The organism is Klebsiella pneumoniae subsp. pneumoniae HS11286 (assembly GCF_000240185.1).
GTDB lineage: Bacteria > Pseudomonadota > Gammaproteobacteria > Enterobacterales > Enterobacteriaceae > Klebsiella > Klebsiella pneumoniae.
Genome location: NC_016845.1, coordinates 4,281,536 through 4,302,131, shown reverse-complemented (window position 1 = coordinate 4,302,131; position 20,596 = coordinate 4,281,536). Strand labels below are relative to the sequence as shown.

Here is a 20,596-nt window from a genome sequence, read left to right as displayed (position 1 = left end):
TCACCCCTTAGCCAAGTTCATTGGGATCGAGCGCGCCCGGGATATTTTTAATCTCTTCCCAGCGCTCGCCTTGCAGGCGGTAGCCTGTTGCCGGACCGGCATAATCGTTCACGTCGTTCACGGCCGAGAGCACCTGGCCCTCGCCAACAATGATGGCGGAGGTATGCAGGTAGTCGCCGGTGAGCTTGGCTTTCTGAATATTGAGCATGTCCTGGGCGACATCGGGGAAGCCGCCTTTCGCCAGGGCTTTCACCACCTCCAGGCCGTTGCGGTTCTTGTTGATGATCTCCTGAGCAAACTTGATGTCCTCGACGATATTGCGCTCAGGCATATCTTTTGAACCGTGGGCGTAGGTGGCGGCTTCTACTTCTTCATCCGTAATAGGCGGCAAACCCATGCCGGCAAATACCGCCTGCAGCGCGCGGGCGGCTTTGTTGCGAATGGCGATCACGTCCTCTTCACGCACCGGCCGCAGGCCGCCATCGACCTTCAGGTCGCGCTGGATCACGTTGTAGTCATCGAAGTCTTCGGCATCTTCGTTGGAACCGGCGAACATGTTGTCGTAGTTCGGCACCGCCGAGTAACCGGAGGAGATGAAGTCGGTGCCTGGCAGGAACTGCATCAGCAGACGCGCGGTACGCCGCATATCCGAGTGGGTAAAGGTTTGATCGTTGCTGGAGGCGCACTCCAGATCCAGCGCTGAGCAGATCAGGTTTTCCGCCAGTACGGCGCGGATCCCGGACGGCACGGCGGACGGTACGCCGATACAGCTGACGGAGCCATTCTGCAGGCCTTGCACCCCGGCGGCTTTGGTGATGTAGATGCAGCGCGCTTCGAGATAAAGCATCGATTTGCCTTCGGCATAGCCCATCTGTACTTCAGAACCGGAACCGGAGGTAAAGCGCATTTTCAGGCCGCGCGAGGCGTAGGAGGAGGCGAGGAAGCCTTTCGACCATGGAGTGTCATCGCCATCGGTAAACACCGGTTCCGTACCGTATACCGAAATGGTTTCGGCATAGCAGGTGTGGCCCAGCATGCCCAGTTTCAGCTCGGTGGCTTCTTCCAGCGAACACTGGGTGAGGACGCCGGGGCGGCCAACCTGTGAACCCACCAGCAGGGCGATGGCGTTGAACGGCGCGTAGCGCGCCACGGCGACGGTGGTCTCCTGTTCGTCAAAGCCGCGCCATGCGCCTTCAGCGGCGTCGGCGGCAATCTGTACCGGATTATCTTTGATATTAGTGACATGCGCCTGCTGGGACGGCGTGCGGCGGGCGCGCATTTTTTGCATCGCCATCATCATCTCGACCACGTTCATATGCGACACCACTTCCACGATTTTCGCCGGGGTCATCGCGGTAGTGAGCGGCACGATGTCGCTGCGTTTAACGTTCGGGTCGCAGAGCATGTTGGCGAGCTTAACCGAATCCATGGCCATCACTTCTTCGGCCCGGGCGAGATTAATGCCGTAGCGCGCGATAAAGTGGTCAATCAGGTCGAACTGCTCAACCGGTTTACCGTCGAGTTCGGTCACCGCGCCGTTGACGATGCGGATAGAAGGTTTGGGATCGTTAGGGCTTTCCATCGCGATAAAGCCCTCTTCAATCCACTCCTTAACGAAACCATCCTGATTCACAGGGCGTTTCGCCAGTGCTTCAAATCTTTTCGATCTCATGAATCAGCCTCGCGGGTATTAAATGTAGGAGGGGCGATCGTTTTTCGGTTCGGCGCCCAGCGTCGCCAGTACGGTTTTGCCGATTTCCCGGGCGGAGATCACCGCCTGGCGCACCGCGCCAGAGTCGCCGGAAATCACCAGAATGGCTTCGTTGCTGAAACTGGTGCCGTGGGCCGGTGAGCTGTAAGCCACCACCTCGACGTTGGCTGATTTCAGCGCGGTATCGGCCATCAGCACGCCAACGGACGCCGGGGCGCCGACGATAATGCCGCAGGCGCGGCCCAGTGGGGCGCCGAACGCTTTTTCCAGGGCATAACTGGCGCGCGCGGTATACTGCAGCTCAATATGACCCGCTTCGTTGCCGTAGACATCGCCGAAGGTACGGTCCAGCTCTTTCAGCGCGACCTCAATCCCGCGTTTGACGTCGGAAACATCATTCCCGCCCAGCACAATCAGCGAGCCATGGCCGGCGCCGCCTTTGGTGTCGCGAGGAAGCTCAATGCTGACCACTTCGGTGTTGGTGGCTTTGACCGCTTCATCGGCGGCCATGATGTGCGGCCCGGCGCCGGTGCGGGCGCCGAGGATGCCGATAGAGCGATAGCGTTTTTCGAGCTTCATCGCCTCCAGCAACGCGGCATCCACGTTGGCGATGACCAGCCCGAGGGTGTCGCCAATGGCGGTCCCGACAAATTCCGTTAAGCTGCAGCTTTTCTCTGCCATAGCCGTCTCTCCTGTGGGATGGGGGGTATCGGGAAGCGCCTGCTGCTCTGGCGTCGCTACACGGGCTATGACTTGCGCCATGATCTGTTCAACCAGCTCATTGCTGCTCATTGGCTATTCCCCTTCGGTAAGATTTTTTCAACATCGGTATGGGGGCGGGGAATGACGTGTACGGCTTTCACTTCGCCCACGTGGCGGGCTGCGGCGGCACCGGCGTCGGTGGCGGCTTTAACTGCCCCCACGTCGCCACGCACGATGACGGTCACCAGGCCTGAACCGATCCTTTCATAGCCAACTAATAAAACGTTGGCCGACTTAACCATTGCGTCAGCGGCCTCTATGGCTGCGGTTAAGCCTTTGGTTTCTACCATTCCTAATGCTTCTTGTTGCATAAAGACCTCGCAGGATATGTGCCAGTGAGGGAACTATATGGCGGAGCGGCGAAAAAGAATGGCTGAGTTGATGGTGGAGAGGGTTTTGTTGAATAAATCGAACTTTTGCTGAGTTGAAGGATCAGATCACGTATCTTCCCGACAACGCAGACCGTTCCGTGGCAAAGCAAAAGTTCAAAATCACCAACTGGCCCACCTACAATAAAGCCCTCATCAACCGTGGCTCCATAACTTTCTGGCTGGATGATGAAGCTATTCAGGCCTGGTATGAGTCAGCAACACCTTCTTCACGAGGCAGACCTCAGCGCTATTCTGACCTTGCCATCACGACTGTGCTGGTCATTAAACGCGTATTCAGGCTGACCCTGCGCGCTGCGCAGGGCTTTATTGATTCCATTTTTTCTCTGATGAACGTTCCGCTACGCTGCCCGGATTACAGCTGTGTCAGCAGGCGGGCAAAGTCGGTTAATATCAGTTTCAAAACGCCCACCCGGGGTGAAATCGCACACCTGGTAATTGATTCCACCGGGCTGAAGGTCTTCGGTGAAGGCGAGTGGAAAGTCAAAAAGCATGGCCAGGAACGCCGTCGTATATGGCGTAAGCTGCATCTGGCAGTTGACAGTAAAACACATGAAATCATCTGCGCTGACCTGTCGCTGAACAACGTTACGGACTCAGAGGCCTTCCCCGGGTTAATCCGGCAAACCCACCGGAAAATCAGGTCAGCCGCCGCCGATGGAGCTTACGATACCCGGCTCTGTCACGATGAACTGCGGCGTAAGAAAATCAGCGCGCTTATCCCGCCCCGAAAAGGTGCGGGTTACTGGCCCGGTGAATATGCAGACCGTAACCGTGCAGTGGCTAATCAGCGAATGACCGGGAGTAATGCGCGGTGGAAATGGACAACAGATTACAACCGTCGCTCGATAGCGGAAACGGCGATGTACCGGGTAAAACAGCTGTTCGGGGGTTCACTGACGCTGCGTGACTACGATGGTCAGGTTGCGGAGGCTATGGCCCTGGTACGAGCGCTGAACAAAATGACGAAAGCAGGTATGCCTGAAAGCGTGCGTATTGCCTGAAAACACAACCCGCTACGGGGGAGACTTACCCGAAATCTGATTTATTCAACAAAGCCGGGATAAACTACACCAGTTTTTATTTTTGTGATGAGATAGAGTGTCCGTTAATACGAGACAGCTGATTATCACAACACCGCTTTCCTTCACTGACGTCATTGTGACGAGTGATGAAACGGTAAAAGAAAACATAAAGTAATACCCGTCGATGCAGGGCGCATCGGCGAAACAAACCGACAGGTTCGACACCAGTTTGGTGTCAGGGAAGGGGGTGTAAATCCCCCGCAGCCCCCGCTGCTGTGATGCTGACGACCCCGCAAAAACCACTGATCGAAAGATTGGGAAGGGCGGGCGAGAACGAGGCTAAGCCAGAAGACCTGCCTGCCGGTAACTGACCAACAACTTCGGTGGGAAGTGGGTGGCTTAGCGGTGCGTGGTCGCAGGACCAGGCATGCGCGTAGCTATACCCTGACCGCCAGAACAGGACAGGGTATGGCAACCAGGCGTGCGTTCATTCTTGCGGGTACCGGCAGCGGTTGTGGCAAAACCACCGTTACGCTCGGCCTGCTCAGCTTGCTCCAACAGCGCGGTATGCGGGTGCAACCCTGTAAAGTCGGGCCTGACTACCTGGATACCGCCTGGCACACCGCCATCAGCGGCATCGCTTCCCGCAATCTCGACAGCTTTATGCTTCCCGCCCCGATACTCAACGCGCTGTTTACCGAACAGCTACAGCAGGCCGATATCGCGGTTATCGAAGGGGTGATGGGCCTGTATGACGGCTACGGCACCGACCCTAACTACTGCAGCAGCGCGGCAATGGCTAAGCAGCTTGGCTGCCCGGTGATTTTGCTGGTCGATGGCAAAGCGGTGTCGACCTCCATCGCCGCCACGGTGATGGGTTTTCAACATTTTGATCCGGCTCTCGACATCGCTGGCGTTATCGTCAATCGGGTCAACAGCGACGCGCACTTCCAGCTGCTGAAAAGCGCCATTGAGCGCTACTGTCGGGTGCCAGTGCTCGGCTATGTGCCGCGCGTGGAAGGCGTGGCGCTGCCCGAACGACATCTGGGATTGGTGACCGCCCGCGAGTCGGTGGTCAATCAGCAGGCATGGCGGGATTTTGCCAGCCTGCTGGGGCGCACCCTCGACATAGACCGGCTGCTGGCCCTCAGCGAACTGGCCGCCATGCCGATCGGCGAGTGGGGAGAACAGCTTGCCGCCGATGCCGGCGAAGGACTGACGCTGGCCCTCGCCGACGATGAGGCCTTCAATTTTTATTACCTCGATAACCTGGCGCTGCTGGCGCGCTGCGGCGTGAAGATGGTGCGCTTTAGCCCGCTGCGCGATCGCCAGCTGCCGGCCTGCCAGATGATCTGGCTCGGCGGCGGCTATCCGGAGCTGCATGCGGCCGGGCTATCCGCTAACCACGAGATGCTGACACAGCTTCGCGCGGCGCACCGGCGCGGGGTGGCGATCTACGCCGAGTGCGGCGGCCTGATGTACCTGGGCACGACCCTGGAAGTCACCAGCGGCGAGCGCTACACGATGGCGGATATTATTCCCGGACACAGCCGAATGGGGACGCGTCTGACCCGGTTCGGCTACTGCGAAGCGCAGGCGCAGCAGCAGACGCTGCTGGCAGCCCCTGGCGAGTGGCTGCGCGGCCATGAATTTCATTACTCCGATTTTTCTCCCGCCACTCCCGCCGTACTGGCCTGCCGTAAACAGCGAGACGGTAAGACGCTCCAGCAGTGGCAGGGAGGATGGCAGTCCGGCAGCGCCTTTGCCAGCTATCTCCATGTCCATTTTGCCCAGCGCCCGACCATGCTCAACCACTGGCTGCAGGCAGCAAGGAGGGCGCTATGACCCTTCTCGCCTGGTGTGTAGCCTGGATACTTGATGTCGTCATTGGCGATCCGCCGCACTGGCCGCATCCGGTGCGCTGGATAGGTCGCCTGATCGCCGTCAGCCAGCGTGTAGTGCGACGCGTCTGCCATAGCGACCGGGCGCTGCGCATCGGCGGCGGGGTGATGTGGCTGGTGGTGATCGGCCTGACATGGGGCGTTGCCTGGGGCGTACTGGCGCTGGCGCACGGGATCCACCCCTGGCTTGGATGGCTGGTGGAAGTGTGGATGATCTTCACCGCGCTGGCGGGACGCTGTCTGGCACAGTCGGCGATGGCGGTGGCCCGGCCGCTGCAGGCCGGAGATCTCGCCGAAAGCCGGCATAAGCTCTCCTGGATTGTCGGGCGCGATACCTCTCAGCTCCAGCCAGCGCAGATCAACCGTGCGGTGGTGGAGACCGTGGCGGAGAACACGGTGGATGGTATTATCGCGCCGCTCTTTTTCCTGCTCCTCGGCGGCGCGCCGCTGGCCATGGCCTATAAAGCGGTCAACACCCTCGATTCCATGGTCGGCTATAAACACGAAAAATACCGGGCGATCGGCATGGTCAGCGCTCGTCTTGATGATGTAGCCAACTTCCTTCCCGCCCGGCTGAGCTGGCTGCTGCTCAGCCTTGCCGCGGTGCTATGCCGGGAAGATGGCGCCCGGGCGCTGCGTACGGGCTGGCGCGATCGCTATCAGCACAGCAGTCCTAACTGCGCCTGGCCGGAAGCGACCGTCGCCGGCGCGCTGGGGATCCGCCTTGGCGGCCCGAACGATTACTTCGGCCAGCGCGTTGAAAAGCCCTGGATAGGCGACGCCGTCCGCGACATCGCGGTGGACGATATTTCCCGAACCATTCGATTAATGTGGGTGGCGTCAAGCCTGGCGCTGGCGCTGTTTATCGGCGTGCGCTACTGGCTGGTCGGCGCGGCCTGAGGAGAACCTGATGCAGTACATCCAACAACCGCAGGCGATCGAGGCGAAAAGCTTCGACATCATCAGCGAGATCATCGCCGAAACGCGACCGGACTACCGTTTCGCCAGCCCGCTGCACGAGGCGATTATCAAGCGGGTGATCCACACCACCGCTGACTTCGACTGGCTGGATATTCTGTGGTTTTCTCCGGATGCCCTGATCGCGCTGAGTGAGGCCTTGAGCCGGCCCTGCACGCTGTATACCGATACCACCATGGCGCTGTCCGGGATCAACAAAACCCTGCTGGCCCGCTTTGGCGGCGAATGCCGCTGCTATATCAGCGACCCGCGGGTGGTGCGCGAGGCGCAAAGCCGGGGGATGACCCGCTCGATGGCGGCGGTGGATATTGCGGTGCAGGAGCCCGGGGAGAAAGTGTTCGTCTTCGGCAATGCGCCAACCGCGCTGTTTCGCCTGCTGGAACATCGCGAGACCGCCATCGGCGGCGTGGTGGGGGTGCCGGTCGGGTTCGTCGGCGCGGCGGAGTCGAAAGCGGCGCTCAGCGAGAGCGGCCTGCCGGCCATCGCCGCGCTCGGCCGCAAAGGGGGAAGCAACGTGGCGGCAGCGATTGTGAACGCTCTGCTTTACCACCTGCGGGAGGCGCAATGAGCGATCAGACCTTTGACGCCCCGGTGTGGCATCACGGCAAAGCGCTGCGCAAGGGCTACACCACCGGCTCCTGCGCCACAGCGGCGGCAAAAGTGGCGGCGCTGATGGTGATGCGCCAGCATCTGATTCATCAGGTCTCGATCGTCACCCCCTCCGGCGTCACCCTGTGCCTGAACGTTGAGTCCCCGCACGTCGAAGGGCAGCAGGCGGTCGCCGCGATCCGTAAAGACGGCGGCGATGATGTCGACGCCACCCACGGCATGCTGATTTTTGCCCGGGTCACCCTCAATGACAGCGGAGAGATTAGCCTGCAGGGCGGGGAGGGTATCGGCACGGTGACCCGCAAAGGGATCGGCCTGCCGACAGGCAGCCCGGCGATAAACCGCACTCCGCGGCACACCATCGAGACCGCCGTGCGCGAAGCGATAGGTCCTACCCGCGGCGCGCAGGTGGAGATTTTTGCTCCGGAAGGCGTACTTCGCGCGCAAAAAACCTATAACGCCCGGCTGGGGATCCTCGGCGGGATCTCGATTATCGGCACCACGGGGATCGTTACCCCGATGTCGGAAGAGAGCTGGAAGCGCTCGCTCTCCCTCGAGCTGGAGATAAAACGCGCCGCCGGGCTGGAGCGCGTGGTGCTGGTGCCGGGCAACCACGGTGAGCGCTTTGTCCGCGAGCAGATGGGCATCGACCCGCAGATGGTGGTCACCATGAGCAACTTCGTCGGCTACATGATTGAAGAGGCGGTTCGGCTCGGTTTCCGCCAGATTGTGCTCATTGGCCATCCCGGCAAACTGATCAAAATCGCCGCCGGGATCTTTCATACCCACAGCCATATCGCCGATGCGCGGATGGAAACTCTCGTCGCTCATCTGGCGCTGCTTGGCGCGCCGCTGCCGCTGCTGACGCTGGTCAGCGAGTGCGACACTACCGAAGCGGCAATGGAGCATATCGACGCCTGGGGATACCAGCGCCTCTATAACCATCTGGCTGAGCGAATCTGCCAGCGTGTTCTTGAGATGCTGCGCTTCACTCAGCAACCGCCCACCTGCGACGCGGTTCTGTTTTCTTTTGATAACCAGGTACTGGGCAGCAGCCGTCCGCTGGAGGCGATTGCCCGGGAGCTGACATGTTGACGGTCGTGGGAATGGGCCCGGCGGGGCTGCAGTGGCTGATCCCGGCCGCGCGCGAGGCAATCGCCGCCGCTGAGGCGCTGGTGGGCGGCAGCCGCCATCTCCAGCAGTTTCCCGACTTCGCCGGCGAGCGCTTCGCGCTGGGGGCCGATATGCCGGCGCTGCTGGCGTGGATTGAGGCCCATACCGGGCGCCGCGTCGTGGTGCTGGCCTCTGGCGACCCGCTGTTCTATGGCATTGGCACCCGGCTGATTGCCCATTTTGGCCGGGAACGAGTGCAGGTGATCCCCGGCATCAGCGCGGTGCAGTACCTCTGCGCCCGGGCGGGCATCGACATGAACGATATGTGGCTGACCAGCAGCCATGGCCGGGCGGTGAGCTTCGATGCTCTGGCCGCCCACCGGAAAGTCGCCATGGTGACCGACGGCCGCTGCGGACCGCGGGAGATAGCCGCCCAGCTGATGGCCCGCGGCAAAGGCCATCGCTGGATGGTGATAGGCGAGAATCTGGCGATGGAAAACGAGCGGATCCACTGGCTGCCGGTCAGCGCCGTGGAGGACGAATATGAGATGAATGCGGTGGTGATCCTCGATGAAAGATGAGCTGTTTTTGCGCGGCGCCCAGGTGCCGATGACCAAAGAGGCCGTGCGCGCGCTGGCGCTGGCGAAGCTGGAGCTGCACCGGGCGCGCCATCTGATTGATATCGGCGCGGGCACCGGCAGCGTCAGCATTGAGGCTGCTCTACAGAACCCGGCGCTGCGGGTGACGGCGATTGAGCGTCAGGCCGACGCGCTGCGCCTGCTGGCGGAGAACCGGCAGCGCTTTGGCTGCGACAACATCGCTATCGTGGCGGGCGTTGCGCCGCTGGCGGTCGCCGACAAAGCCGACGCGATCTTTATGGGGGGCAGCGGCGGCCACCTGACGGCGCTGATCGACTGGTCGCTGGCGCAGCTGCATCCTGGCGGCCGGCTGGTGATGACTTTTATTTTGCAGGAAAACCTTCATAGCGCCCTGGCGCACCTGCGGCAGAGCGGCATCCACGAGGTGGACTGCCAGCAGCTGGCGGTCTCCACCCTGGCTACCCTGGGCAGCGGCCACTACTTCAAACCCCATAATCCCGTTTTTGTCATCGCCTGTCAGAAGGAAGAAAACCATGGCTGAGACTTTTGATCCCCATTGCGTGTGGTTCGTCGGCGCCGGTCCGGGCGATCGCGAACTGATTACTCTCAAAGGCTACCGTCTGCTACAGCAGGCGCAGGTAGTGATCTACGCCGGGTCGCTGATCAACACCGAGCTACTGGCCTACTGTCCGCCACAGGCGGAGTGCCACGACAGCGCCGCGCTGCATCTGGAGCAGATCCTCGACCTGATGGAGGCGGGGGTGAAGGCGGGAAAAACGGTGGTGCGTCTGCAGACGGGCGACGTCTCGCTATATGGCTCGGTGCGCGAGCAGGGCGAAGAGCTGACCCGCCGCGGGATCCGCTGGCAGGTGGTGCCGGGCGTCAGCGCTTTCCTCGGCGCGGCGGCGGAGCTGGGGGTGGAGTACACGGTACCCGAAGTCTCGCAGAGTCTGATTATTACCCGTCTGGAAGGGCGCACGCCGGTTCCCGCGCGCGAACAGCTGGAAGCCTTTGCCAGCCATCAAACCTCGATGGCGATTTACCTGTCGGTGCAACGTATTCACCGGGTGGCGGAGCGGCTGGTGGAGGGCGGCTACCCCGCGACCACCCCGGTCGCGGTGATCTACAAGGCCACCTGGCCGGAAAGCCAGACCGTCCGCGGTACCCTCGCGGACATCGGCGACAAAGTACGCGACGCCGGGATCCGCAAAACGGCGCTGATCCTGGTCGGCCCCTTCCTCGGCGATGAGTATCACTACTCAAAACTGTACGCAGCGGATTTTAGCCATGAATACCGTAAAGCCTGAATCCATTGCCCTGTTTTGCCTGACGCCCGGCGGCGTGCGGCTGGCAAAACGGCTGGCGGCCATGCTGCCGCTTACCTGTTACACCAGCGAAGCGCTGCAGGAAGAGGGGTTTATCCCCTTCAACGGCGGCTTTGCCAGCGCTGCCCGCGAGGCGTTCAGCAGCTTCTCGGCGTTGATTTTTATCGGCGCCACCGGGATTGCCGTGCGGGTGCTGGCCCCACTGGTGAATGACAAGCTCAGCGACCCGGCGGTGGTGGTGATTGATGAGCGCGCCCGGCACGTCATCAGCTTGCTCTCCGGCCATGCCGGGGGGGCCAATGCGCTAACCCGCTATCTCGCCGGGATGCTCGACGCCGACCCGGTGATCACCACCGCCACCGACGTCAACGAGCTGGCCGCCCTCGACACGCTGGCCTTCCAGCTGAACGCCCGGATGACCGATTTTCGCGCGGCGGTGAAAACCGTTAACCAGATGCTGGTGAGCGGTAAGCGGGTGGGGCTGTGGTGCGACGGCGAATTCATCGGGGCGCTAAGCCGCTGCGACCGGCGCGGGTTTATCCCGGTAAGCGACCTGGCGAGCTTGCCGGCGCTCGACGCCCTGATCTGCGTCACCCTGCGCCGGTCGCTGCCGCCGCTGCCGGTGCCTCACTGGAAGCTGGTGCCCCAGCGGGTGGTGGCGGGGATCGGCTGTCGGCGCGACACCCCCTGCGCGCTGCTCTGTACGTTGCTGGATCGCCAGCTTGCCGCTCAGCGTCTTGACCCGCTGGCGCTGAAAGCGATCGGCAGCGTGAGCCTGAAGGCAAACGAGCCGGGGTTGCGCCAGCTGGCTCACCGCTGCCGGGTGCCGTTCGAAACCTTCAGCGCCGAGGCGCTGCGCGAGCACGAGCACCGCTTTCCGGCCTCGTCTTTTGTCCGGGAGACGGTCGGCGTCGGCAGCGTCTCCGGCCCGGTGGCCTGGCTGCTGAGTCAGGGAAACCTGTCCGGCGAAACCCTGCGTGAGCAGGGCGTGACCATTACTTTGGGAGTAACACACTGATGTTAAACGTAATCGGAATTGGCCCTGGCTCGCAGGCGATGATGACCATGGAAGCCGTGGAGGCCCTGCAGGCGGCAGAGATCGTGGTGGGCTACAAGACCTACACCCACCTGGTAAAAGCCTTTACCGGCGACAAGCAGGTGATCAAAACCGGCATGTGCAAAGAGATTGAGCGCTGCCAGGCGGCCATCGAGCTGGCGCAGGCCGGGCACAACGTTGCGCTGATCAGCAGCGGCGACGCCGGCATCTACGGCATGGCGGGGCTGGTGCTGGAGCTGGTTAATAAGCAGCAGCTGGACATTGAGGTCCGTCTGATCCCAGGGATGACGGCCAGTATCGCCGCCGCCTCGCTGCTCGGCGCGCCGCTGATGCATGATTTCTGCCATATCAGCCTTAGCGATCTGCTGACGCCCTGGCCGGTGATTGAAAAACGCATAGTCGCCGCCGGGGAAGCGGACTTCGTTATCTGTTTCTACAACCCCCGCAGCCGCGGCCGCGAAGGACATCTGGCGCGCGCCTTTACGCTGCTGGCGGCCAGTAAAAGCGCAGATACGCCGGTCGGCGTAGTCAAATCCGCCGGACGCAAAAAGCAGGAGAAATGGCTGACCACCCTCGGGGAGATGGATTTTGCCCCAGTGGATATGACCAGTCTGGTGATCGTTGGCAACAAAGCGACTTACATCGACAACGGCCTGATGATCACCCCGCGAGGCTACGCGCTGTGAATCACGGCGACGTGCTGGTTATCGGGGGCACCAGCGATGCGCGGGCGATCTGCCAGCAGCTGGACGCCGCCGACGTACGCTACACCCTGTCGGTGGCGACCCCTACCGGCGAGCGGCTGGCCGGCGATATCCGCGGGCAGATACGCTGCGGGCGTATGGAGTGGCAGCAGATGGCGGAGTGGCTCAGAGCGCAGCGCACCCGCTGGGTGATCGATGCCTCTCACCCCTACGCCGAGGTGGTCAGCCAGAATATTGTGCGCGCCTGCGCCAGCGTCGGGGTTCTGCTCAGCCGCTATCAAAGGCCGGAGCAGCTGAGCGATCTGCGCCATCCGCTACTTCACGTGGTCGGCGATCTGAACGAGGCCTGCGCGGTGGCTCGTCGCCTCGGCGAGCGGATCCTGCTGACCACCGGCAGCAAAGATCTGGCGGCCTGGCGGGCGGGACTGGCGGAGAAAACGCTGCTCGCCCGGGTGCTGCCGGTGCCGGAGGTGGTTCAGCACTGTAGCGATCTGGGGTTTGGCGTCGGGGAGATCTTCGCCCTCTGCGGGCCGTTCAGCGCCGAATTTAACGCCGCCTTTTATCGCCAGTGCCGGGCCGATGTTGTGGTGACGAAAGCCTCGGGGGCTGAAGGAGGCTATCAGGAAAAAGTACAACCCTGTCTTGATGCGGGGATCCCCTGCATCGTCATTACCCGTCCGGCGCCGCTGGTGACGGGCGATGAACTACTGCAAAGCCAGGCCGATTTCACTGCGCGGCTGACGCGCTGGCTGTCGGCGACTTGAGGAAGAGGATATGAAAAAAGCACTTCTGGTGGTGAGCTTTGGCACCAGCTATCACGACACCCGCGAGAAGAACATCGCCGCCTGCGAGCGCGATCTGGCCGCCAGCTGCCCGGACCGCACGCTGTTCCGCGCCTTCACCTCGGGGATGATTATTCGCAAACTGCAGCAGCGCGATGGTATTCATATCGATACTCCGCTGCAGGCTCTGCAAAAGCTGGCCGAGCAGGGATACCAGGATGTGGCTATCCAGTCCCTGCACATTATCAACGGCGACGAGTACGAGAAGATCGTTCGCGAAGTGCAGAGCATGCGCCCGCGCTTTCAGCGTCTGACGCTGGGCGCGCCGCTGTTGAGCGGTCATGGCGATTACGTGCAGCTGATGCAGGCCCTGCGCCAGCAGATGCCGCCGCTGGCGGCGACGGAGCGAGTGGTGTTTATGGGGCACGGCGCCAGCCACCACGCCTTCGCGGCCTACGCCTGTCTGGATCATATGATGGCGGTGCAGGGTTTTCCGGCGCGGGTGGGGGCGGTGGAAAGCTATCCCGAAGTGGACATCGTCATTAACGAACTCTCCCGCCAGGGCGTGACCGGCGTGCATCTGATGCCGCTGATGCTGGTGGCCGGCGATCATGCCATTAATGATATGGCCTCCGACGAAGACGATTCGTGGAAAACCCGCTTCAATGCCGCCGGTATCCCCGCCACGCCATGGCTTAACGGGTTAGGGGAGAATCCGGCGGTGCGGGCGATGTTTGTCGCCCATCTGCAGCTGGCGCTGAACGACACGATGGAGAAAGCAGCATGAGCGGCAAACTATACGCCCTGAGCAGCGGGCCGGGGGCGGCCGATCTGATCACCGTGCGTGCGGCGCGGATCCTCGGCCAGCTGGATGTGCTGTATGCGCCAGCCGGCCGCAAAGGCGGCGACAGCCTGGCGCTCTCCATCGTACGCGAGTACCTGGGCGCACACACGGAGGTCCGCTGCTGCCATTTTCCGATGAGCGCCGACAGCGCGGAAAAAGAGGCGGTGTGGAACGACGTTGCCGCGGCGCTGGCCCAGGAGGTGGCGGCGGGCAGGCAGGTCGGGTTTATCACCCTCGGCGACGCCATGTTGTTCAGCACCTGGGTCTTTCTGCTGCAGCGGATTGGCTGCCCGGAGTGGCTGGAGATTGTCCCTGGCGTTACCTCCTTCGCCGCCATTGCCGCGCGGGCGAAAACCCCGCTGGCCATGGAGCAGCAGTCGCTGGCGGTGATCTCCTGCACCGCGCCGGAAGCGGACATTGCCGCGGCGCTGCGCCAGCATGACAGTCTGGTGCTGATGAAAGTCTACGGCCGCTTCGCCCGCATTAAGGCGCTGCTGGCGCAGGCGGGGCTGCTGGATGCGGCGCTGATGATGTCAGAGGCCACCCTGCCGGGCGAGCAGTGCTGGCGCCGTCTGCGCGAGGTCAGCGATGACCAGCCGCTGCCCTATTTCTCGACCATTCTGGTTAACAAACAGTGGGAGGAGGCGTAATGAATCAGGTGAAATCGCTGAAGCAGCTTTCGTATGGGGGGCTGGCGGCCGCTGTTCTGCTGATCATCGTCCCGCAGGAGGCGTTCGCCATGCATATCATGGAGGGCTTTTTGCCGCCGATGTGGGCGCTGGCGTGGTGGCTGCTGTTTTTACCCTGCCTGTGGTACGGCCTGGTGCGCCTGCGGCGTATCGTTCAGGAAGAGAGCAATCAGAAGGTGCTGCTGGCCCTCTGCGGGGCGTTTATTTTTGTTCTTTCGGCGCTGAAGATCCCGTCGGTGACCGGTAGCTGCTCGCACCCGACCGGCGTCGGTCTGGCGGTGATCCTCTTCGGGCCGGGCGTGGTGGCGGTGCTGGGGGCGATCGTTCTGCTGTTCCAGGCGCTGCTGCTGGCGCATGGCGGCCTGACCACCCTTGGCGCCAACGGGATGTCGATGGCGGTGATCGGCCCGATGGTCGGCTATCTGGTGTGGAAGCTGGCCTGTCGGGCGGGGATCCGTCGCGATGTCGGGGTCTTTCTCTGCGCCATGCTGGCGGATCTGATGACCTACTTTGTCACCTCCGTCCAGCTCGGGGTGGCTTTTCCCGATCCGGCAACCGGGGCAGGCGGATCGATCGCCAAGTTTATGGGCATCTTCTGCCTGACGCAGATCCCGATCGCCATCGCGGAAGGCTTGCTCACCGTGATGATCTACGATCAGCTAACCAAACGGCGACTGATCGCCGCGGAGGCACATTAATATGAAAAAGACCCTGATCCTGTTGGCGATGGTGGCCGCCCTGATGATCCTGCCATTTTTTATTAACCACGGCGGCGAGTTTGGCGGCTCGGACGGCGAAGCGGAGAGCCAGATCCAGGTGGTGGCGCCGGATTATCAACCCTGGTTCCAGCCGCTATATGAACCGGCGAGCGGCGAGATTGAGAGTCTGCTGTTTACCCTGCAGGGCTCGCTGGGCGCGGCGGTGATTTTTTACATTCTCGGATATGCGAGGGGCAGACAGCGCCGTGATGACCGGGTTTGACCGACTCAGCTACCAGAGCCGCTGGTTGCAGGTGGCGCCAGAGCGTAAGTTTCTGCTCTGGCTGCTGCTGATGGCGCTGGCCTTTACGCTGCCGGCGTGGGGCCAGGCGCTGACGCTGGCGCTGACCGCCGCGCTGACCTGCTGGCTGCTGCGGGTCTCATTCTGGCGCTGGTGCCGCTGGATGGCGCTACCCTTTGGCTTTTTGCTGGTCGGCGTGCTGACCATTCTGTTCAGCGTTAGCCGCGACCCGCAGATGCTGTTAGCGAGCTTGCGGCTGGGCGCTTTCTCGATAGGGATTTCCGCTCCGGGGCTGGCCGTGGCCGGGGAGACCTTCTGGCGCAGCCTGGCAGCGATGGCGGCCACGCTCTGGCTGGTGCTTAATCTGCCTTTCCCCCAGCTGATTATCTTGCTCAAGCGCGGTCGCGTACCGCGGCTGTTGACGGAGCAGATCCTGCTGACCTGGCGCTTCATTTTTATTCTGTTGGACGAGGCGATGGCGATTCACCGCGCGCAAACCCTGCGTTTTGGCTATGGTAGCGTGCCGCAGGGCTATCGCTCGCTGGCGATGCTGGTGGGACTGCTGTTCACCCGCGTCCTCCTGCGCTATCAGCAGATGAGCACGGCGCTGGATATCAAATTGTACCAGGGTGATTTTCACCTCTAAGGATAAGTATGCTTGCCACAACCGATCTCTGGTTTCGCTATCAGGATGAGCCGGTACTTAAAGGGCTGACGCTGGATTTTTCCCGCCATGCGGTGACCGGCCTGGTGGGGGCCAACGGCTGCGGAAAGTCGACGCTGTTTATGAACCTGAGCGGCCTGCTGCGCCCGCAGCAGGGGGCGGTGCTGTGGCAGGGAGAGGCGCTGAATTACAGCAAGCGCGGTCTGCTGGCGCTGCGCCAGCAGGTGGCGACGGTGTTTCAGGATCCGGATCAGCAAATCTTCTATACCGATATCGACAGCGATATCGCTTTTAGTCTGCGTAACCTCGGGGTGGCGGAAGAGGAGATCGCCCGCCGGGTGGATGAGGCGTTGACCCTCGTCGATGCCCAGGGGTTTCGCCAGCAGCCGATCCAGTGCCTCAGCCATGGGCAGAAAAAACGGGTGGCAATCGCCGGGGCGCTGGTGCTGCAGGCGCGCTACCTGCTGCTTGACGAGCCCACCGCGGGCCTCGATCCACGCGGGCGGGCGCAGATGATCGCCATCATCCGCCGCATTGTCGGGCAGGGGCGGCGCGTGGTGATCTCCAGCCACGATATCGATCTGATCTATGAGGTGAGCGACGCCGTTTACGTGCTGCGTCACGGCGAAGTGCTGGCCGCGGGGGATCCCGGCGAGGTATTTGCCTGCGCGGAGACGATGGACAGGGCGGGATTGACGCAGCCGTGGCTGGTGAAACTTCATAGCGAACTGGGGCTGCCGCTGTGTAAAACCGAGGCGGAGTTTTTTCAGCGGATGCACAACAACGCGATAGGCGCGATAAAGGAGGCGTCATGACGCTGGCAGTGATGTTGCAGGGCACGGCTTCCGACGTGGGGAAAAGCGTGCTGGTGGCGGGACTGTGCCGCATTTTTCATCAGGATGGGCTGCGTACCGCGCCGTTTAAATCACAGAATATGGCGCTGAACTCCGGCATTACGCCGGATGGCAAAGAGATGGGCCGGGCGCAGATTTTCCAGGCCGAAGCGGCCGGGATTGCGCCGGATGTCCGCATGAATCCGATTTTGCTCAAGCCCACCAGCGACCGTCAGGCGCAGGTGGTGCTGATGGGGCAGGTGGCGACCAGCATGGATGCGGTGAGCTATCACCAGTACAAGCCGCGCCTGCGCGAGCAGATCCTCGCGGTCTACCAGAGCCTGGCCGGAGAGTATGAGGCGCTGGTGCTGGAAGGCGCCGGCAGTCCGGCGGAGATTAACCTGCGCGACCGCGATATCGTCAATATGGGCATGGCCGAGATGGCGCAATGCCCGGTGATCCTGGTGGCCGATATCGACCGCGGCGGGGTGTTTGCCGCGATTTACGGCACGCTGGCGCTGCTGCAGCCTCAGGAGCGGGCGCGGGTGAAAGGGGTGATCATCAATAAATTCCGCGGCGATGTGGCGCTCCTGCGCTCCGGGATAGAGCAGATCGAGGCGTTGACCGGGGTGCCGGTGCTGGGCGTTATGCCATGGCTTGACGTGGATCTCGAGGATGAGGACGGCGTCGCGCTGCAGGCCGGGAAATACCATCGCACCGACCGGCGCGATATCGACATCGCCGTGGTTCACCTGCCGCATATCGCCAATTTTACCGACTTTAACGCCCTGGCGGCACAGCCAGACGTCCGGGTGCGCTATGTCCGCGATCCGCAGGCGCTGGCCGACGCCGACCTGGTCATTCTTCCGGGCAGTAAAAATACCCTCGGCGATCTGTGCTGGCTGCGCGAGAGCGGCATGGCGCACGCGGTCGAGCAGGCCCGGCAGCGCAAGGTGCCGCTGCTGGGGATCTGCGGCGGCTATCAGATGCTGGGCGAAACCATTATCGATGAGGTGGAGTCTGGCCTTGGCGCCCAGCCCGGGCTGGGGGTGCTGAAGACCGTGACCCACTTCGCCCAGCACAAAACCACCACCCAGGTGCAGGCGACCCTGGGGTCTGCGCTCCCGGATTGGTTAGCCGACGCGGCGGGGCTGCGCGTCAGTGGCTATGAAATTCATATGGGCGAGACGCGCCGCGAGGCAGGCTGCCCGCCGCTGCTGCAGTTGCATAAAGCGGGGCAGGCAGTGGACGACGGGGCGATAAGCGACGACGGCCTGGCGTTCGGCACCTATCTCCATGGCCTGTTCGACAGCGATGCCTTTACCCGGGCGCTGCTCAACGGCCTGCGCCAGAGCAAAGGGCTGGCGCCGCTGGACAGCGCCCTGGAGTATGCCCGCTATAAAACCCGGCAGTTTGATCGGCTGGCCAAGGCCATGCGCGAACATATCGCCATCGATAAAATTTACGCCATCATGCGCCAACATCAGGAGCCCCTATGCTGACTCTGGTTACCGGCGGCGCGCGCAGCGGCAAAAGTCGCCATGCCGAGGCGCTGATTGCCGATGCGCCGCAGGTGTTATATATCGCCACCTCGCAAATCTTTGACGACGAGATGGCCGCAAGGATCCAGCATCATCGCGACGGCAGGCCCGCCCACTGGCGCACCGCCGAGCGCTGGCAGCAGCTTGATGAACTGATCACCCCGGCTATCGCCCCAGCGGAGGCGATTTTGCTGGAATGCATCACCACCATGGTCACCAACCTGCTGTTCGCGCTCGGCGGCGACAGCGACCCCGACGGCTGGGATTACGCCGCCATGGAACGGGCTATTGATGACGAAATTGGCGTGCTGATTGCCGCCTGTCAGCGCTGTCCGGCGCACGTCGTGCTGGTGACCAACGAGGTGGGGATGGGCATTGTGCCGGAGAACCGCCTGGCGCGGCATTTTCGCGATATTGCCGGGCGGGTTAATCAGCGCCTGGCGGCCGCGGCGGATGCGGTCTGGCTGGTGGTCTCCGGCATCGGCGTCAAAATCAAATAACTCAATCGCTGGCTGACCGGGCCAGCCCTGGCAGGGATTCTGTATGCAAAATTTAAACACGGTTCTGCGGGCGATCCCCGCGCCGGACGCCGACGCCATGGCGCGGGCACAGCAACACATCGACGGCTTACTCAAGCCCCCCGGCAGCCTCGGGCGTCTGGAGGCGCTGGCGGTGCAGCTGGCGGGAATGCCCGGCCTGGGCGGCCAGCCGCAGGTGGCGAAAAAGGCCTTGCTGGTGATGTGCGCCGACCATGGAGTGTGGGACGAAGGGGTGGCGATTTCGCCGAAGGCGGTCACCGCCATCCAGGCGGCAAATATGACCCGCGGCACCACCGGCGTCTGCGTGCTCGCCGCCCAGGCCGGGGCGAAAGTGCATGTAATTGATGTCGGTATCGATAGCGAACCGCTGCCCGGCGTGGTGAATATGCGGGTGGCGCGGGGCTGCGGCAATATTGCCCGCGGTCCGGCGATGAGCCGTGAGCAGGGGCAGGAGCTGTTGCTGGAGGTGATGCGCTACACCCGCGCGCTGGCCCAGGAGGGCGTTACCCTGTTTGGCGTCGGCGAACTGGGGATGGCCAATACCACGCCGGCGGCAGCGATCGTCAGCGTCCTGACCGGCAGCGATGCGCAGGAGGTGGTCGGGATTGGCGCCAATCTGCCGCTGGCGAAGGTTGGCAACAAGATGGAGGTGGTGCGGCGGGCTATCGCCGTCAATCAGCCCGACCCGAATGATGGCCTCGACGTACTGAGCAAAGTCGGTGGTTTCGATCTGCTGGGGATGACCGGTGTCATGCTGGGGGCGGCGTCCTGTGGGCTGCCGGTGGTGCTGGATGGCTTTCTCTCCTACGCGGCGGCGCTGGCGGCGTGTCAGATAGCGCCGGAGGTGAAACCGTATCTGATCCCGTCCCACTATTCGGCGGAGAAGGGGGCGCGTATCGCGTTGGCGCACCTGGGCCTCGAACCGTATCTCAATATGGGCATGCGTCTGGGAGAAGGCAGCGGCGCGGCGCTGGCGATGCCGATCGTCGAGGCGGCCTGCGCGATGTACCATCGCATGGGCATGCTGGCGGCAAGCAATATTGTGTTACCGAAGGGGTAAGCAGGAGATGGGGGCGGCAATGGCCGTTCCCGTTTTCGGCAGAGGTTTTGCCGGCGGCAGAAACAAAAAAACACCCTTGAGGGTGTTTGTAATGTTGGTTGCGGGGGCCGGATTTGAACCGACGACCTTCGGGTTATGAGCCCGACGAGCTACCAGGCTGCTCCACCCCGCGTCACCGTACTGCTTCACTTTGTCAAATTTGATTGGTTGCGGGGGCCGGATTTGAACCGACGACCTTCGGGTTATGAGCCCGACGAGCTACCAGGCTGCTCCACCCCGCGTCACCGTACTGCTTTACTTCATCAAATTTTAATTGGTTGCGGGGGCCGGATTTGAACCGACGACCTTCGGGTTATGAGCCCGACGAGCTACCAGGCTGCTCCACCCCGCGTCCGTGGAAGCGCACTATACTCCGCTAGCGAGATGATGCAACCTTTTTTCGACCAAATCGACATTTTTGTAAGAATTGGCT

The 20,596-nt window shown here is 62.3% G+C and carries 23 protein-coding genes and 3 tRNA genes; 20 read left to right on the top strand and 6 right to left on the bottom strand.

Annotation, left to right across the window (positions count from 1 at the left end; genetic code table 11):
* Positions 1–7: 7 nt before the first annotated feature.
* Genes KPHS_42680 through KPHS_42660 form a run of 3 tightly spaced genes read right to left on the bottom strand, consistent with a single transcriptional unit; the run spans position 8 to position 2,784 of the window.
* Positions 8–1,672, bottom strand: coding sequence for a propanediol utilization dehydratase, large subunit (locus KPHS_42680; protein ID YP_005228568.1), 1,665 nt, complete (start codon positions 1,670–1,672; stop codon positions 8–10).
* Between the two features lie 18 nt (positions 1,673–1,690).
* Complete coding sequence (locus tag KPHS_42670; RefSeq protein YP_005228567.1) at positions 1,691–2,503, bottom strand: propanediol utilization polyhedral bodies protein; 813 nt, start codon at positions 2,501–2,503, stop codon at positions 1,691–1,693.
* Positions 2,500–2,784 (bottom strand): propanediol utilization polyhedral bodies protein, encoded by a 285-nt coding sequence (locus tag KPHS_42660; RefSeq protein ID YP_005228566.1) that lies wholly within the window; start codon positions 2,782–2,784, stop codon positions 2,500–2,502. The genes KPHS_42670 and KPHS_42660 overlap by 4 nt, the downstream gene beginning before the upstream one ends.
* A gap of 113 nt (positions 2,785–2,897) precedes the next feature.
* Here KPHS_42660 and KPHS_42650 point away from each other — a divergent pair, with 113 nt between their 5' ends.
* The 20 genes from KPHS_42650 to KPHS_42460 all read left to right on the top strand — a co-directional run bounded on the left by KPHS_42650 (position 2,898) and on the right by KPHS_42460 (position 20,124).
* Positions 2,898–3,866: a transposase InsC for insertion sequence IS903 gene (locus KPHS_42650; protein ID YP_005228565.1), complete on the top strand. Its 969-nt coding sequence runs from the start codon at positions 2,898–2,900 to the stop codon at positions 3,864–3,866.
* Between the two features lie 489 nt (positions 3,867–4,355).
* Complete coding sequence (locus KPHS_42640) at positions 4,356–5,732, top strand: cobyrinic Acid a,c-diamide synthase (RefSeq protein YP_005228564.1); 1,377 nt, start codon at positions 4,356–4,358, stop codon at positions 5,730–5,732.
* Positions 5,729–6,688 carry a cobalamin biosynthesis protein CobD gene (locus tag KPHS_42630; protein YP_005228563.1) on the top strand — a complete coding sequence of 320 codons (960 nt, stop codon included), beginning with the start codon at positions 5,729–5,731 and terminating at the stop codon, positions 6,686–6,688. The genes KPHS_42640 and KPHS_42630 overlap by 4 nt, the downstream gene beginning before the upstream one ends.
* Positions 6,689–6,698: 10 nt before the next feature.
* A complete protein-coding gene (locus KPHS_42620) occupies positions 6,699–7,334 on the top strand; it encodes a precorrin-8X methylmutase (protein YP_005228562.1) in 636 nt (211 codons plus the stop codon).
* Positions 7,331–8,470 carry a cobalt-precorrin-6A synthase gene (locus tag KPHS_42610; protein ID YP_005228561.1) on the top strand — a complete coding sequence of 380 codons (1,140 nt, stop codon included), beginning with the start codon at positions 7,331–7,333 and terminating at the stop codon, positions 8,468–8,470. Before KPHS_42620 ends, KPHS_42610 begins: the two co-directional genes overlap by 4 nt.
* Positions 8,464–9,069, top strand: coding sequence for a cobalt-precorrin-7 (C(5))-methyltransferase (locus KPHS_42600; protein YP_005228560.1), 606 nt, complete (start codon positions 8,464–8,466; stop codon positions 9,067–9,069). The genes KPHS_42610 and KPHS_42600 overlap by 7 nt, the downstream gene beginning before the upstream one ends.
* On the top strand, positions 9,059–9,628 hold the full coding sequence (locus KPHS_42590; RefSeq protein ID YP_005228559.1) for a cobalt-precorrin-6Y C(15)-methyltransferase: 570 nt from the start codon (positions 9,059–9,061) through the stop codon (positions 9,626–9,628). The genes KPHS_42600 and KPHS_42590 overlap by 11 nt, the downstream gene beginning before the upstream one ends.
* Entirely contained in the window at positions 9,621–10,394 is a 774-nt protein-coding gene (locus KPHS_42580) for a cobalt-precorrin-4 methyltransferase (RefSeq protein YP_005228558.1), read from the top strand. Before KPHS_42590 ends, KPHS_42580 begins: the two co-directional genes overlap by 8 nt.
* Positions 10,375–11,430, top strand: coding sequence for a cobalamin biosynthesis protein CbiG (locus KPHS_42570; RefSeq protein ID YP_005228557.1), 1,056 nt, complete (start codon positions 10,375–10,377; stop codon positions 11,428–11,430). Before KPHS_42580 ends, KPHS_42570 begins: the two co-directional genes overlap by 20 nt.
* Positions 11,430–12,155: a precorrin-3B C(17)-methyltransferase gene (locus KPHS_42560; protein ID YP_005228556.1), complete on the top strand. Its 726-nt coding sequence runs from the start codon at positions 11,430–11,432 to the stop codon at positions 12,153–12,155. The genes KPHS_42570 and KPHS_42560 overlap by 1 nt, the downstream gene beginning before the upstream one ends.
* Positions 12,152–12,937 carry a cobalt-precorrin-6A reductase gene (locus KPHS_42550; RefSeq protein ID YP_005228555.1) on the top strand — a complete coding sequence of 262 codons (786 nt, stop codon included), beginning with the start codon at positions 12,152–12,154 and terminating at the stop codon, positions 12,935–12,937. Before KPHS_42560 ends, KPHS_42550 begins: the two co-directional genes overlap by 4 nt.
* 10 nt (positions 12,938–12,947) lie before the next feature.
* On the top strand, positions 12,948–13,742 hold the full coding sequence (locus tag KPHS_42540) for a sirohydrochlorin cobaltochelatase (protein ID YP_005228554.1): 795 nt from the start codon (positions 12,948–12,950) through the stop codon (positions 13,740–13,742).
* Entirely contained in the window at positions 13,739–14,449 is a 711-nt protein-coding gene (locus KPHS_42530; RefSeq protein ID YP_005228553.1) for a cobalt-factor II C(20)-methyltransferase, read from the top strand. Before KPHS_42540 ends, KPHS_42530 begins: the two co-directional genes overlap by 4 nt.
* Entirely contained in the window at positions 14,449–15,186 is a 738-nt protein-coding gene (locus tag KPHS_42520; RefSeq protein YP_005228552.1) for a cobalt ECF transporter S component CbiM, read from the top strand. The genes KPHS_42530 and KPHS_42520 overlap by 1 nt, the downstream gene beginning before the upstream one ends.
* A 1-nt stretch (position 15,187) precedes the next feature.
* A complete protein-coding gene (locus tag KPHS_42510) occupies positions 15,188–15,469 on the top strand; it encodes a cobalt transport protein CbiN (protein ID YP_005228551.1) in 282 nt (93 codons plus the stop codon).
* Positions 15,456–16,133 carry an energy-coupling factor ABC transporter transmembrane protein gene (locus tag KPHS_42500; RefSeq protein YP_005228550.1) on the top strand — a complete coding sequence of 226 codons (678 nt, stop codon included), beginning with the start codon at positions 15,456–15,458 and terminating at the stop codon, positions 16,131–16,133. Before KPHS_42510 ends, KPHS_42500 begins: the two co-directional genes overlap by 14 nt.
* Before the next feature lie 8 nt (positions 16,134–16,141).
* On the top strand, positions 16,142–16,966 hold the full coding sequence (locus KPHS_42490; RefSeq protein YP_005228549.1) for a cobalt transporter ATP-binding subunit: 825 nt from the start codon (positions 16,142–16,144) through the stop codon (positions 16,964–16,966).
* Positions 16,963–18,486: a cobyric acid synthase gene (locus KPHS_42480; RefSeq protein YP_005228548.1), complete on the top strand. Its 1,524-nt coding sequence runs from the start codon at positions 16,963–16,965 to the stop codon at positions 18,484–18,486. The genes KPHS_42490 and KPHS_42480 overlap by 4 nt, the downstream gene beginning before the upstream one ends.
* A complete protein-coding gene (locus KPHS_42470; RefSeq protein ID YP_005228547.1) occupies positions 18,480–19,025 on the top strand; it encodes an adenosylcobinamide kinase/adenosylcobinamide-phosphate guanylyltransferase in 546 nt (181 codons plus the stop codon). Before KPHS_42480 ends, KPHS_42470 begins: the two co-directional genes overlap by 7 nt.
* Positions 19,026–19,068: 43 nt before the next feature.
* Positions 19,069–20,124 carry a nicotinate-nucleotide-dimethylbenzimidazole phosphoribosyltransferase gene (locus KPHS_42460; protein ID YP_005228546.1) on the top strand — a complete coding sequence of 352 codons (1,056 nt, stop codon included), beginning with the start codon at positions 19,069–19,071 and terminating at the stop codon, positions 20,122–20,124.
* 95 nt (positions 20,125–20,219) lie between these two features.
* On the opposite strand, the gene KPHS_t00530 is transcribed toward KPHS_42460, so the two are convergent.
* The 3 genes from KPHS_t00530 to KPHS_t00510 form a co-directional block, all read right to left on the bottom strand.
* Positions 20,220–20,296, bottom strand: a tRNA-Met gene (locus KPHS_t00530).
* A 32-nt stretch (positions 20,297–20,328) separates the two neighbouring features.
* A tRNA-Met gene (locus tag KPHS_t00520) sits at positions 20,329–20,405 on the bottom strand.
* 33 nt (positions 20,406–20,438) lie between these two features.
* Positions 20,439–20,515 (bottom strand) — tRNA-Met (locus tag KPHS_t00510).
* Positions 20,516–20,596: the final 81 nt, after the last annotated feature.

Bases quoted from the DNA above. Each gene is read 5' to 3' on its own strand.
- KPHS_42680 (YP_005228568.1), bottom strand. From the start codon at position 1,672: ATGAGATCGAAAAGATTTGAAGCACTGGCGAAACGCCCTGTGAATCAG.
- KPHS_42670 (YP_005228567.1), bottom strand. From the start codon at position 2,503: ATGAGCAGCAATGAGCTGGTTGAACAGATCATGGCGCAAGTCATAGCC.
- KPHS_42660 (YP_005228566.1), bottom strand. From the start codon at position 2,784: ATGCAACAAGAAGCATTAGGAATGGTAGAAACCAAAGGCTTAACCGCA.
- KPHS_42640 (YP_005228564.1), top strand. From the start codon at position 4,356: ATGGCAACCAGGCGTGCGTTCATTCTTGCGGGTACCGGCAGCGGTTGT.
- KPHS_42630 (YP_005228563.1), top strand. From the start codon at position 5,729: ATGACCCTTCTCGCCTGGTGTGTAGCCTGGATACTTGATGTCGTCATT.
- KPHS_42620 (YP_005228562.1), top strand. From the start codon at position 6,699: ATGCAGTACATCCAACAACCGCAGGCGATCGAGGCGAAAAGCTTCGAC.
- KPHS_42610 (YP_005228561.1), top strand. From the start codon at position 7,331: ATGAGCGATCAGACCTTTGACGCCCCGGTGTGGCATCACGGCAAAGCG.
- KPHS_42600 (YP_005228560.1), top strand. From the start codon at position 8,464: ATGTTGACGGTCGTGGGAATGGGCCCGGCGGGGCTGCAGTGGCTGATC.
- KPHS_42590 (YP_005228559.1), top strand. From the start codon at position 9,059: ATGAAAGATGAGCTGTTTTTGCGCGGCGCCCAGGTGCCGATGACCAAA.
- KPHS_42580 (YP_005228558.1), top strand. From the start codon at position 9,621: ATGGCTGAGACTTTTGATCCCCATTGCGTGTGGTTCGTCGGCGCCGGT.
- KPHS_42570 (YP_005228557.1), top strand. From the start codon at position 10,375: ATGAATACCGTAAAGCCTGAATCCATTGCCCTGTTTTGCCTGACGCCC.
- KPHS_42560 (YP_005228556.1), top strand. From the start codon at position 11,430: ATGTTAAACGTAATCGGAATTGGCCCTGGCTCGCAGGCGATGATGACC.
- KPHS_42540 (YP_005228554.1), top strand. From the start codon at position 12,948: ATGAAAAAAGCACTTCTGGTGGTGAGCTTTGGCACCAGCTATCACGAC.
- KPHS_42530 (YP_005228553.1), top strand. From the start codon at position 13,739: ATGAGCGGCAAACTATACGCCCTGAGCAGCGGGCCGGGGGCGGCCGAT.
- KPHS_42520 (YP_005228552.1), top strand. From the start codon at position 14,449: ATGAATCAGGTGAAATCGCTGAAGCAGCTTTCGTATGGGGGGCTGGCG.
- KPHS_42510 (YP_005228551.1), top strand. From the start codon at position 15,188: ATGAAAAAGACCCTGATCCTGTTGGCGATGGTGGCCGCCCTGATGATC.
- KPHS_42500 (YP_005228550.1), top strand. From the start codon at position 15,456: ATGACCGGGTTTGACCGACTCAGCTACCAGAGCCGCTGGTTGCAGGTG.
- KPHS_42490 (YP_005228549.1), top strand. From the start codon at position 16,142: ATGCTTGCCACAACCGATCTCTGGTTTCGCTATCAGGATGAGCCGGTA.
- KPHS_42480 (YP_005228548.1), top strand. From the start codon at position 16,963: ATGACGCTGGCAGTGATGTTGCAGGGCACGGCTTCCGACGTGGGGAAA.
- KPHS_42470 (YP_005228547.1), top strand. From the start codon at position 18,480: ATGCTGACTCTGGTTACCGGCGGCGCGCGCAGCGGCAAAAGTCGCCAT.
- KPHS_42460 (YP_005228546.1), top strand. From the start codon at position 19,069: ATGCAAAATTTAAACACGGTTCTGCGGGCGATCCCCGCGCCGGACGCC.